General features: G+C 54.7%; 13 protein-coding genes. 10 read left to right on the top strand and 3 right to left on the bottom strand.

Annotated elements, in window-relative coordinates; genetic code table 11:
* The first annotated feature begins 436 nt into the window (after positions 1–436).
* The 5 genes from IV91_RS0108600 (at position 437) to IV91_RS0108580 (ending at position 4,330) form a co-directional block, all read left to right on the top strand.
* The gene (locus IV91_RS0108600; protein WP_031597632.1) at positions 437–886 is read left to right on the top strand and encodes a crossover junction endodeoxyribonuclease RuvC; all 450 of its coding nucleotides are present in this window, start codon (positions 437–439) and stop codon (positions 884–886) included.
* A 1-nt stretch (position 887) separates the two neighbouring features.
* Positions 888–1,103: a hypothetical protein gene (locus IV91_RS0108595; RefSeq protein ID WP_031597630.1), complete on the top strand. Its 216-nt coding sequence runs from the start codon at positions 888–890 to the stop codon at positions 1,101–1,103.
* Positions 1,096–1,476 (top strand): DUF6362 family protein, encoded by a 381-nt coding sequence (locus tag IV91_RS0108590; protein WP_031597628.1) that lies wholly within the window; start codon positions 1,096–1,098, stop codon positions 1,474–1,476. The genes IV91_RS0108595 and IV91_RS0108590 overlap by 8 nt, the downstream gene beginning before the upstream one ends.
* Before the next feature lie 198 nt (positions 1,477–1,674).
* A complete protein-coding gene (locus IV91_RS0108585) occupies positions 1,675–3,063 on the top strand; it encodes a site-specific DNA-methyltransferase (protein ID WP_031597626.1) in 1,389 nt (462 codons plus the stop codon).
* Positions 3,056–4,330 (top strand): site-specific DNA-methyltransferase, encoded by a 1,275-nt coding sequence (locus tag IV91_RS0108580; protein WP_031597624.1) that lies wholly within the window; start codon positions 3,056–3,058, stop codon positions 4,328–4,330. Before IV91_RS0108585 ends, IV91_RS0108580 begins: the two co-directional genes overlap by 8 nt.
* Here the strand turns inward: IV91_RS0108580 and IV91_RS0108575 are convergent.
* Together IV91_RS0108575 and IV91_RS0108570 are read right to left on the bottom strand one after the other, a co-directional pair.
* The gene (locus IV91_RS0108575) at positions 4,312–4,815 is read right to left on the bottom strand and encodes a DUF3489 domain-containing protein (protein ID WP_150112433.1); all 504 of its coding nucleotides are present in this window, start codon (positions 4,813–4,815) and stop codon (positions 4,312–4,314) included. The genes IV91_RS0108580 and IV91_RS0108575 overlap by 19 nt on opposite strands.
* Before the next feature lie 24 nt (positions 4,816–4,839).
* Positions 4,840–5,040, bottom strand: coding sequence for a hypothetical protein (locus tag IV91_RS0108570; protein ID WP_031597621.1), 201 nt, complete (start codon positions 5,038–5,040; stop codon positions 4,840–4,842).
* Between the two features lie 102 nt (positions 5,041–5,142).
* Between IV91_RS0108570 and IV91_RS17255 the strand changes: the two genes are divergently transcribed.
* The 5 genes from IV91_RS17255 to IV91_RS0108540 all read left to right on the top strand — a co-directional run bounded on the left by IV91_RS17255 (position 5,143) and on the right by IV91_RS0108540 (position 10,240).
* Entirely contained in the window at positions 5,143–5,547 is a 405-nt protein-coding gene (locus IV91_RS17255; RefSeq protein ID WP_084190010.1) for an HNH endonuclease, read from the top strand.
* A 293-nt stretch (positions 5,548–5,840) separates the two neighbouring features.
* Positions 5,841–6,344, top strand: a complete 504-nt coding sequence (locus IV91_RS0108555) for a P27 family phage terminase small subunit (protein ID WP_031597615.1) — start codon at positions 5,841–5,843, stop codon at positions 6,342–6,344.
* A gap of 1 nt (position 6,345) precedes the next feature.
* A complete protein-coding gene (locus IV91_RS0108550; RefSeq protein WP_031597614.1) occupies positions 6,346–8,055 on the top strand; it encodes a terminase large subunit in 1,710 nt (569 codons plus the stop codon).
* Positions 8,056–9,351 (top strand): phage portal protein, encoded by a 1,296-nt coding sequence (locus IV91_RS0108545; protein WP_051862395.1) that lies wholly within the window; start codon positions 8,056–8,058, stop codon positions 9,349–9,351.
* Positions 9,326–10,240 carry a S49 family peptidase gene (locus IV91_RS0108540; protein ID WP_031597612.1) on the top strand — a complete coding sequence of 305 codons (915 nt, stop codon included), beginning with the start codon at positions 9,326–9,328 and terminating at the stop codon, positions 10,238–10,240. Before IV91_RS0108545 ends, IV91_RS0108540 begins: the two co-directional genes overlap by 26 nt.
* 31 nt (positions 10,241–10,271) lie before the next feature.
* Here the strand turns inward: IV91_RS0108540 and IV91_RS16815 are convergent, their stop codons facing one another.
* Positions 10,272–11,300: a protein NO VEIN domain-containing protein gene (locus IV91_RS16815; RefSeq protein ID WP_031597611.1), complete on the bottom strand. Its 1,029-nt coding sequence runs from the start codon at positions 11,298–11,300 to the stop codon at positions 10,272–10,274.
* Positions 11,301–11,485: the final 185 nt, after the last annotated feature.

The following is an 11,485-nucleotide window of genomic DNA, read 5'->3' as shown; positions in this document are numbered from 1 at the left end:
CAAACTGCTTTTCAGTCAAATCAATAGGTTATGCCGGTTACAAATGCCCGCAATCAGGTGCCGCCATGCCGGTGGAAAACCCTGAGGTGTGGGTCTATCAAGAGGACATTAACCAGGGGAGTGATATCGCATGAATACGCCACAAAACCAGTTTGCAAAAGTTCTGCAATCTGCTCCAGTTTTTTGCAATCTGCAAACTGGTTGCAAACTGCTTTTCATTCAAATCAATGAGTTAGGCCAGTTTGCAGTTTGCAGAAAAACAGTTTGCAAACCCCTCTGCAATCTGGTTGAAAATATCTATGAATCAATGTGTTATGACCAGTTTGCAGTTTGCAGAGATTACCCCTCCTACTACGTAGGAGAGGGAACAGAAGTACCCTCTCCGTTACGTAGGGAGGTTTGCGCCGAGTTTTTGGATGAGTCAGATGGCAGGGTCATGCTTGCTCTGGATCTGGGTACCACCACCGGTTGGGCCCTGCGTGACCGTGAAAGACAAATCTCCCACGGGTACACCTCGTTTCGTCCGAATCGGTTTGAAGGCGGTGGAATGCGGTTTCTCCGGTTCAAGCGCTGGCTGACCGAAATCAAGGCCATCACTGGCGACATTCATGCCGTGTACTTCGAGGAGGTGCGCAGGCACGCCGGAGTCGATGCAGCGCACATCTATGGCGGATTGATGGCCACGCTCACGGCCTGGTGCGAGCACCACGACATCCCCTACCAGGGGGTGCCGGTGGGCACGATCAAGAAACATGCCACGGGAAAAGGCAATGCTGGCAAAGACGAGGTGATTGCCGCCATGCAGGTCAAGGGGCATCCGGTCACTGACGACAACGAAGCCGATGCCCTGGCGTTGCTGCATTGGGCCATGGACCAGGAGGTGTGAGATGAAGATCCCGCCTCACCGTTATCCGTCCCCGCCGGGTCGTTGCCAGCCGGAAATCATGGATGTGGAAACCACCAAACGCGATGGCTGGCAGGAACAGCACATCCTGGTGGTTTCTGACAACGACACCCGTCTGGATTTCGTGGAACGAGAGTTCATTCGTCGCATTGGAAACCGATTGTACGGTAAACCTCGTCAGGGATATTGCCATGAGTGATTTGGATACCAACATCTTGGCTGATCGGTTGGCTGAGGCGGCACGCACGGCTCATCGCCTACCCCCAGTACGGGTTCAGGGGTACTTCAATGTCTGGCCACCATTTGTGCGTACAGAATTTGAGCGTATGGCTTGCGATGAGGCGCCAATGAAACGATTCCCACCAGCCCCCAAGGAGATCGACCGGATGCTGGAAGTGATGCAATGGATGCAGTGGCTTGAGGTGGAGGAACGAAAACTGCTCTGGATGCGTGCTGACCGTTATTCCTGGCGCGAGATTGCCAAACGCTTCGCCTGCGTTGAGAGAACCGCACAGCGGCATTGGGTAAGTGCCATGGAAGTTCTCATTAGGAATTTGCACGAAGGGAAATAACCGGAATTGCTGGTGGTTTCTGATGCCTGCGGAGAAACGCTTGGGAATAATGGAATGGCGGCATTTTTGGGGTGTCGCACTTTCCTGAAAATTTGATATGATTCTGGCTATGGTTGCGAGAGTTACGACTCGCAACACCTTCAATGCAAACACCCGCCCAAGACTTGAGCTTCGGCGGGTTTTTTATTCTGGAATTCCATGACCTCTCTGCAGATTGAATACCGGCCACTGGCGTCGTTGATCCCGTTTGCCCGAAATGCCCGCACTCATAGCGAGGAGCAGATCAGCCAGATCGCAGCGAGCATTCGGGAGTTTGGGTTCAACAGCCCGATTCTGGTGGATGGCAAGCACGGAGTCATCTCTGGCCACGGCAGGATTCTTGCTGCCCGTAAACTGGAAATTGAAACCCTGCCGGTGATCGAACTCTCTCACCTGACCGAAATTCAGAAACGCGCCTTCATCCTGGCCGAGAATAAACTGGCGGAACGGGCCGGGTGGGATCAGGAACTCTTATCCCTGGAATTGGCTGATCTGGAATCGGCTGGATTCGATCTGGAACTCACCGGATTCGATGACAGCGAAATCCGCTCGTTGCTCGACAGCCAGAATGAAACCGAATCTGAGGCAGAGGATGATGGTGCTGATGAGGTGCCTGAGGCTCCAGAAGTTCCGATATCTCGCCCTGGCGACATCTGGCAGTTGGGTGAGCATCGCATGATTTGTGGGGATGCCGCTGATCCTGCCGTGATCAAGGCTCTGATGGGCGATGAACATGCTGACCTGTGTTTTACCAGCCCTCCCTATGGCAACCAGCGCGATTACACCGAGGGCATCAAGGATTGGGCCAGTTTGTTGCGTGGTGTCTTTGCCCAACTGCCGATGGCGGCCGATGGTCAGGTGCTGGTGAATCTCGGCCTGATCCACTGCGACAACGAATTCATCCCCTATTGGGACGGCTGGCTCTCCTGGATGCAAGCCCAGAACTGGCGGCGCTTTGCCTGGTATGTCTGGGATCAGGGTCCGGGAATGCCGGGTGACTGGAGTGGGCGTCTGGCGCCGAGTTTCGAGTTCATCTTCCACTTCAACCGCAAATCGGTTCGCCCCAATAAAATCGTGGAATGCAAACTCGCCGGTCAGGAATCCCATCTGCGTGCCAACGGTTCATCCACATCGATGCGCAAGAAAAATGGGGAAGTGGATGGCTGGTCCCATGCCGGCACGCCCACCCAGGACACCCGGATCCCGGACAGTGTGATCCGCATCATGCGCCACAAGGGCAAAATCGGGCAGGACATCGATCACCCGGCGGTATTTCCGGTGGCGCTGCCTGAATTCATCTTGCAAGCCTATTCGCAGAAAGGCGATGTGGTGTTCGAGCCTTTCAATGGTTCCGGTACCTCGCTTCTCGCCGCACAGCGTGCTGGCCGGAAATGCTACAGCGTGGAAATCGCCCCAGAATATGTGGATGTGGCGATTCGCCGCTTCCAGCAGAATTATCTGGAGGTATCCATCACCCTGGCGGCAACCGGGCAGTCATTCGATGAAGTTAGAGTCGAGCGTGAAACCTGCGAGGTGACCCATGTCTGAAGCAAGCCAGATCCTCTCCAATCTACGAATCGAGCAACGGTCCATTGAGGTCTTGATTCCTTATGCCCGGAATGCCAGACAACACTCGGACGCACAGGTCGCCCAAATTGCTGCCAGTATCCGCGAGTTCGGTTGGGGTTCACCAATTCTGGTGGATGGGCACAATAATGTAATCGCAGGCCACGGAAGGCTTCTGGCGGCTCGTAAACTTGGACTGACCGAAGTTCCCGTGGTGCCCATGACGCACTTGACCGACATCCAGCGCAAGGCATTGATTCTGGCCGACAACAAAATCGGCGAGAATTCCACCTGGGACAATGAATTGCTCGGTCTGGAACTGGCCGAACTCAAGGATGCTGATGTTGATCTGGATCTCACCGGATTCTCGGCAGAAGAGTGGGATACGCTCATCAATGGGGAAGAATCCACCAAAGAAGGACTGATCGACGAAGATGCGGTTCCCGAAGTCACGGAAAACCCAATCTCCAAAACCGGAGATATCTGGATTATGGGCGAGCACAAGGTACTCTGTGGAGACGCCACCAAGGCTGAGGACTACAAGGCGTTGCTCGGTGACGAGTTGGTGGATATGACCTTCACCGACCCCCCATACAATGTCAATTACGCGAATACGGCCAAAGACAAGATGCGCGGCAAGAATCGCCCTATCCTGAACGATAATCTGGGTGAGAATTTCCAGGGCTTTCTGGAGGCTGCCTGCCAGAACATCCTGAATGTCACCAAAGGCGCGGTCTACATCGCCATGAGTTCTTCGGAACTCGATACCCTGCAGTCGGCATTCCGATCAGCCGGTGGGAAATGGTCCACCTTCGTGATCTGGGCCAAAAACACCTTCACTCTGGGGCGCGCCGATTATCAACGCCAATATGAGCCGATTTTGTATGGCTGGAAGGATGGTGCTGATCACTACTGGTGTGGCGCCCGTGATCAGGGCGATGTGTGGCAGATCAAGAAACCCCAGAAGAACGACCTGCACCCCACCATGAAACCCGTCGAACTGGTGGAGCGTGCGGTTCGCAATAGCAGCAAGACTCGAGATTTGGTGCTGGATCCCTTCGGCGGTTCGGGTTCTACCCTGATCGCCTGCGAGAAATCGGGGCGTCGGGCCCGCCTGATCGAACTGGATCCCAGGTATGTGGACGTTATATGCCGGCGCTGGCAAGAATTTTCCGGGCAAGAAGCGAAACGCGCCAGTGATGGCGCAAAATTCGAGGTTCTGAAATCGGATCAATTGGCGATTCTGTAAATCCGTTCTGCGCCGGATTCCTTGCCGGATGTGATGTTAAGGCCAAGTTTCTTTTTGAAAACACCGGCAAATGTACCTCGTGCCGTGTGAGATTGCCAGCCCGTAGCCTCGCAGATCTGCGGAATGGTCGCACCCTCGGGCCGCTTGAGCATGCCGATTACAGTGGCCTGCTTGCTGTTGTCGCGGGTACGACGAACCGGTGTTTGAGATTTATCCGTCACCTCAGCCGATTTGATGATTTCATCGAGGACTTCGACCGTAATTGGCCCTGGACGCGGAACTCCGAGGGCATCGTAGCCTTCTGCGGCCACGAACCAGTCACTGCCCAGCGGAGTGATGAGCGCGCGGTTGAACAATCCTTCAAGCACCTTTTTGCGCGCTCCGCCCTTGATGTTGTCGGGAAACCAGTCGACCTTGCCGTCAGTGTTGTGAATGGCATGGGCCAGGATGGCATGTTGAGCGGCGGTGAGTTCGGTTTTCATGATGATCTCCTGTGTGAGAGTTATCGGTTATTCGTTGCTGCCAAATGTGGTGAGCAGTTCGTCCAAAAGTGTTTGCACCCTATCCAGGTCGCCCACATGACCCCAATGGATGGCATCGGGGTCGTTGCCAAAATGGTCGTCTGCCATTTGCTTGAGTTGCTCGATCTTGGCCTGGATGGCGGTCGATTTGGTGATGTAGGTAGCGAGGGCGTCGGGTTGGGTTTTCATTTTCGTGGCTTCCTGTGTTGATTGACGGTAATGACATTTACGCTCTGTTCCACATCAAAGCCAAGCACAATCAGCATCATTTTTCGTTCTTTCTGAACACTCATGGCACAGCGCGCTCCGACTCCTTGTCGTTACCCAAACTGCCGTAAATTGGTTGTTAAACCGGGCTATTGCGAGCAACACCTGCGACAGGTTCGTAAACAATGGGATGACCGTCGAGGCAACGCCTCGGCGCGCGGTTATGGCTCGCGGTGGCAAAGGGCTCGTGCAGTATTTTTGTCTTACAACCCGCTTTGTGCCGAGTGCAATCGTCAGGGTCGGATCACACCGGCCTCCGTGGTGGATCACATCCAGCCGCACCGGGGCAATCAGGAATCGTTTTGGGACATGGATAATTGGCAAAGCCTGTGCAAACCCTGCCACGACCGCAAGACGGTCAAAGAGGACGGAGGTTATGGCCGATCGCCGCCGCCAGGCACAACCTCGGCGCAAAAAACCAACCGGTAGGGGGGTCATTTCCTTCGGGCCGCCCGGTGCCAGACCGCGCGCCTGCCCAAATTTTTGTTTCCGCGAAATTCATGACCCCCTATCGGCGACCTTGATAGATAAGGATATTTGTTGGAACACGACCAGATAATTTCATGCTGCAGCCAATATGCGACGAGGAGTTAAAAACCTCACGGTGACAGCAGAAGACCTTGCCAGAATGGCGGTCACCGAAGAGAACCTGAGGCAGTTGCGTCTCAGCGAAGACGACCTGACGGCAATGCTGTCTGGGCAAATGAATCAGGAACCAAACCATGGCGACCCGAGGCCGCAAACCAACCCCGATCGAACTGAAACTGTTGCGTGGTAATCCCGGCAAACGCCCACTCAAGGCAAACGCACAAGTGGTTCAGCAGACAGAGGCGGCCCTCACCGATAATCCGCCAGCCATGCTGCTGGAAGAGGCTCAGTCCTATTGGGATTACGCGATCCTTCACGCACCCCGCAGTCTGCTCAAGAAACTCGATGTCTATCTCCTGGCCGCATGGTGCAATGCCGCTGCGCGCTATGAACACAACATGCGGCTTGCGGCCAAGTCGGATGTGATCCCGGTACGGGGTGCAAAACTGGCCGGACTGGACGCCAAAGACCGACCGATCATGCACAATCCGTTTTCCGCGGCGGCGCGGTCGTATCTCAAGGACATGACACTACTGGCCAGCGAACTGGGTTTCACGCCGACCTCGCGCGCACGACTCGGGGCGCTGGAAACCGGATCAGAACCGGAAAATCCATGGCTTCATCTGGGGCGTGCCTGACATGTCAGGTCAGGATTACGCCGGGATTGCCCGACAGTACGCACGCGCCGTCCTCGCGGGGCGTATTCCGGCCTGCCGCTGGGTACGTCTCGCCTGTCAGCGCCAGATCGACGACCTCGCACGCTTCAAGGGAAGGTCGAGCCCCTACCGGTTCAATCCCGTCCTGACGGATGCCAGCGGTTTGCGCTATCGCCCGGCGGACCGGGCCTGCGCTTTCGTGGAGCGACTCTGCCATGTCAAGGGGCCACTGGCAGGGGATGCGATCAAGCCGGAACCCTGGCAGGTGTTCATTCTGACCACGGTGTTCGGCTGGGTCAAAGTTGATGGAAAACGGCGCTTTCGGCGCTCGTATATCGAGGTATCAAGAGGCAATGCCAAGTCGACGCTGTCGTCCGCCGTGGCGCTCTACATGCTGGCTGCGGATGGTGAGGGAGGTGCCGAAGTGTATTCACTGGCCACCACCCGCGACCAGGCGCGGATTGTATTTGGCGATGCCCAGACCATGGTTCGGCGTGATCGTGCTTTGCGCGAGGCCTTCGGCATCGAGGTCAATGCCCACAACATCAGCATCGCGCGCACCGGCTCCAAGTTCGAGGCGCTCTCTGCCGAGGGTTCCACCCTGGATGGCTTGAATATCCATTTCGGCTGCGTGGATGAACTGCACGCGCATAAAACCCGCACCGTCTACGATGTGGTGGAAACCGGCACCGGCAAACGGGACAACTCGCTCCTGTGGGTCATCACCACCGCCGGGAGCAACCGGGCCGGAATTTGCTACGAGACGCGCACCTTCGTGACCAAACTGCTCGAGGGATTGTTCGAGGATGACTCCCAGTTCGGGATCATTTATGGACTGGATGATGCCGATGACTGGACCACGGAAGCGGCCCTGATCAAGGCCAACCCCAACTGGGGTATTTCGGTGCGCTCCGAGGTGCTCCTCCCCCTGCAGGCCAAGGCCATGCAAATGCCCAGTGCCATCAACAACTTCAAGACCAAACACCTGAACGAGTGGGTCAACGCCGATACGGCCTGGATGGACATGCGCTCGTGGGAAGCCTGTGCGGATCCCGCCCTCAATGAGGATGAGTTTATTGGCGAGGAGTGTTATGTGGCGCTGGATCTGGCGAGCAAAGTGGATATCGCGGCCAAGGCCAAGTTGTTCCAGCGCGATGGCAAGTTTTACGCGTTTCTCACCTATTACCTGCCGGAATCGGCTGCTGAGGATGGGCGCAACAGCCAGTATTCCGGCTGGGCACGGCAAGGATTATTGACCCTCACCCCGGGCAATGTGACGGACTTTGATCAGATCGAAGCGGAACTGATGGCAGATGCCAGCCGGTTTCAGATCGTCGAGGTGCCCTTTGACCCGTTCCAGGCGACCCAATTGTCCAGTCACATGCTGGCTGAGGGTCTGCCGATGGTGGAAATGCGCCCCACCGTGCTCAATTTCTCGGAACCCATGAAACAACTGGAGGCGCTGGTGCTGCAGAAGCGATTCGTACACAACGGCGACCCGATTTTAAGTTGGATGATCTCCAATGTGGTCTGCCACCGCGACCAGAAGGACAACATCTACCCCAGAAAGGAGCGCGAGGAGAACAAGATCGACGGGGTGGTGGCGCTGATCATGGCTCTGGGACGCCAGATGGCTCCGAGTGATGACCAGACGCCAGTTCTGGACTCTGATTATCAGTTGATGGTGGTGTAAATGGGGATTCGCTCCTGGCTCTCGAGTTTCAAGGCCAATTCAGACCGCTCGCCTTGGGGAAATTTTTGGTTCGAGCCGGTGGGTGTACAGACCATGGCTGGAATGCGGGTCACTGCGGACAATGCCCTGCAACTCTCGGCGGTGTTTGCCTGTGTGCGTATCATTTCCAGCCAGTTTGCGAGCCTGCCCTTCGTGCTCTACCGGACCCGGCGCGATGGCGGCAAGAAACGGGTGATCGATCACCCCTTGTATCCGTTGCTGGCACGACGCCCGAATCCTTACCAGAATGCCTTCGAGTGGCGCGAGATGCTGGCGGGGCACCTGGTGTTGCGCGGCAACGCCTTCAACCAGATCGTTTCCAACCGCCAGGGAGAGATCACAGCGTTGGTTCCCCTGCATCCGGACCGGGTCACCATCGATCTGTTGCCCAATGGAGATTACCGCTACAAGTACACCACGCTGACCGGGAGCGAACAGATTTTTCCCCGAGGCCAGATCTGGCACCTTAGAGGGCTATCCCTGGATGGAATCATAGGGCTCTCCCCTATCGCGCTGGCCCGCAATGCCATCGGTGGAGCCATGGCCGCCCAGAACTATGGCTCCCGCTTTTTTGCCAATGATGCCAAGCCCTTAAGTGGGTATATTGAGTATCCAGGTTCATTCAAAGACAAAATGGCCCGTGAGCAGTTTCGGGAGTCCCTGCAGGAATCCCAAACCGGGGCCAACCGGGGCAAGATCGCCGTGTTCGAGTTCGGGATGAAGTATCACCAGTTGGGACTGACCAACGAGGACGCCCAGTTCCTGGAAACGCGGAAGTTTCAGGTCAACGACATCGCCCGCTGGTTCGGCGTGCCGCCCCACAAGATCGGCGATCTGGAGCGGAGCACCAACAACAACATCGAGCAGCAGGCGCAGGAATTCGTGCAGGAGTGCCTGGGGCCCATGGCCGAACGGTGGGAAGCCAGCATCGAGGCAGAACTCCTGTTTGACGATGATGGCCTGGAAGCGGAGTTCCTGTTCTCGCAACTCCTGCGGGGAGATTCACAAGCGCGAGCCCAGTATTACAACCTGGGGATCAATGGAGGCTGGCTCACTCGCAATGAAGCGCGCCTGAGCGAAAACCTCAATCCTCTGCCCGGACTCGATCGACCCCTGAGGCCGCTGAATATGGCCGAGGAACAGGATGGGAAACCGGACCCCACGCAACCGCCAACTGCTGACAATCCAGACAAACCTGTTCCACCCCTGAAAAACAAATCCGAGGAAAGTCATGAAACACGCGCTCTTGATGTCTGAATTTCTGTCGACGCCTTGGGCCATGCGGCCTGAATCCTTACGCGTCTTTGCAGGGGTACTGCATCGCTGGCAGAGAGGGATGGCCATGTCTGACACGACCCTGACCACCATTCAGACAGACCAATCGGTTCGGGCCGTACGAACACAATCCAACCAGAAAACGAGCGGCGGAGGTATTGCCGTACTGCCCTTGTATGGGGTACTGACTCAGCGCGGAAACATGGTGGATGCCCTGAGCGGTCCGGGGAGCACCTCCACCCAGATGTTCACCGCCGCCTTGCAGGATGCCCTGGCGGATGATGCTGTGGGCCAAATCCTGATCGACATCGACTCTCCTGGAGGGAGTGTGTATGGGGTGGCAGAACTGGCCTCGGAGATTCTGAATGCCCGGTCTCAGAAACCAGTCGTGGCCATCGCCAACAGTCTTGCGGCCTCGGCGGCCTACTGGGTTGGTTCGGCGGCCACCGAGTTCTACTGCACTCCGGGTGGCGAAGTGGGAAGCATCGGCGTATGGCAGGCCCACGAAGATATCTCCGGTGCCCTGCTGTATGAGGGAATCGATGTCACCTTGATCTCTGCTGGAAAATACAAGGTGGAGGGCAATCCCTATGAACCTCTCACAGAGGAGGCGACAACCTTTCTGCAATCGCGCGTGGATGAATACTACAGTGTCTTTGTGGAATCGGTGGCTACAGCCCGTGAGATCAGCAGCGAAAATGTCATCAACGGCATGGGCCAGGGACGCGTGGTGGGTGCTACCACAGCCGTATCCCTGGGCATGATCGATGGCGTGATGTCTTTTGATCAGGTGGTCAGCCTGATGCAGTCGCGGGTGAAACCAAAGGCATCTCGCTTGTCTCAGGCCAGGAACGCATTAGCATTAATGTGAGGTTTATACATCGAGTCTGAGAAAATGATTTTTAGTTCAGTCTATAGGTGAACGAAATAGGTGTAAGTCTGCCATTGCTTACCTTCCAAGGATCAATGATAGAAACAACGCCACTCCCCTCCTTTACTGTCTTTTTATTCATGACTATTGAGTGAACAATGAATAACACCATACTGTCGCCTTTCGTTCGGCTTAGCTCGACTTCATTTTTCGTCAAAATAATGGTGTCTCCCGTAGTTTGAGTTCCCTTAACTTCGACGAAGCGTGATAATCTATTTTTTGTGATAATGAAATCATAAGAGGACGTTGCAGAAACATCTTCCACAACATATCCCTCATCAGAATAATACTTCTTGCAGATAGCCATTGCATGGGTTTCAATCATTAACCGAGCCTCGACATTACTCTGAAATCCTTGTCCGCCAGAGAAATGTTCAGCAGTCAGTATATCTTCTAATATTTCATCTTCTCGAGATGAAATATTAGGGCCATCGTAGTTTGTAACGTATTCAATGAGTCCTGTAATCCATGCGTTTGTGGGGATTTTTAAGTCCTTTACTTGACCTTTGTCATCAAGAACATAAAAAGCATTTGCCTGGCCTGGGTTTCCTTTTTTTTCTCCTTTGATGCCGTGTCCAACGGGAAACTTTCTCTTGCTTATTGGAAGTAGGACACAATCATCCACCGAGGCTTTAATGTTGTACCCTCTTTGAGTCAAATAGTCGTGTGATTGAATAGTCCTAAAAACAGTTGCGTTCTTGTACCAGCCGATAACTACCTGCCCACCACCTCCCGGTTTGGTTGCGAACCAGATGACCCGTACATTGTCGATTTTGTCATCGTTGCAATCTCTTTCTATTCGACCGAGGTTGATTTCGAAAGGTGATTTCATGTTAGGCTTGAAATATCCGTAACAGATACCATTGACGTTAAGAAAATTATAAGTCTCGTGACCTATCTCTTTATTGTTATATGAACCGCCACCTATGGGTTTTTCGTCCCCTGGCTTTGAGCCTTGATAGAACTTCATGAAACCGACTCTAGCCAAGATAATTTTCATCAGGTGGCACTCCCTTTGGTAGGATGTTTTTGCGTATGGAAAAGTTTTATTGTCAAACCCCTGAATCCGTGTTCGTTATAGAAAAGCTTTCACCCAAGACCGAATCGACATGAATTTGACCGGCCAGTCTTTCAAAACCTCAACGAATTTCCATTCGGCTGTGTTTTTGTCGGCCGGTTTTTGTC

It is taken from the genome of Ferrovum myxofaciens (assembly GCF_000735045.1).
GTDB classification, from domain to species: Bacteria; Pseudomonadota; Gammaproteobacteria; order Burkholderiales; family Ferrovaceae; genus Ferrovum; species Ferrovum myxofaciens.
The sequence above is the reverse complement of the archived record's forward strand: the minus strand, read 5'-3'. Positions and strand labels throughout refer to the sequence as shown.

Excerpts from the sequence above, each read along its gene's own strand:
- IV91_RS0108600 (WP_031597632.1), top strand. The coding sequence starts at position 437 with ATGCTTGCTCTGGATCTGGGTACCACCACCGGTTGGGCCCTGCGTGAC.
- IV91_RS0108595 (WP_031597630.1), top strand. The coding sequence starts at position 888 with ATGAAGATCCCGCCTCACCGTTATCCGTCCCCGCCGGGTCGTTGCCAG.
- IV91_RS0108590 (WP_031597628.1), top strand. The coding sequence starts at position 1,096 with ATGAGTGATTTGGATACCAACATCTTGGCTGATCGGTTGGCTGAGGCG.
- IV91_RS0108585 (WP_031597626.1), top strand. The coding sequence starts at position 1,675 with ATGACCTCTCTGCAGATTGAATACCGGCCACTGGCGTCGTTGATCCCG.
- IV91_RS0108580 (WP_031597624.1), top strand. The coding sequence starts at position 3,056 with ATGTCTGAAGCAAGCCAGATCCTCTCCAATCTACGAATCGAGCAACGG.
- IV91_RS0108570 (WP_031597621.1), bottom strand. The coding sequence starts at position 5,040 with ATGAAAACCCAACCCGACGCCCTCGCTACCTACATCACCAAATCGACC.
- IV91_RS17255 (WP_084190010.1), top strand. The coding sequence starts at position 5,143 with ATGGCACAGCGCGCTCCGACTCCTTGTCGTTACCCAAACTGCCGTAAA.
- IV91_RS0108555 (WP_031597615.1), top strand. The coding sequence starts at position 5,841 with ATGGCGACCCGAGGCCGCAAACCAACCCCGATCGAACTGAAACTGTTG.
- IV91_RS0108550 (WP_031597614.1), top strand. The coding sequence starts at position 6,346 with ATGTCAGGTCAGGATTACGCCGGGATTGCCCGACAGTACGCACGCGCC.
- IV91_RS0108545 (WP_051862395.1), top strand. The coding sequence starts at position 8,056 with ATGGGGATTCGCTCCTGGCTCTCGAGTTTCAAGGCCAATTCAGACCGC.
- IV91_RS0108540 (WP_031597612.1), top strand. The coding sequence starts at position 9,326 with ATGAAACACGCGCTCTTGATGTCTGAATTTCTGTCGACGCCTTGGGCC.
- IV91_RS16815 (WP_031597611.1), bottom strand. The coding sequence starts at position 11,300 with ATGAAAATTATCTTGGCTAGAGTCGGTTTCATGAAGTTCTATCAAGGC.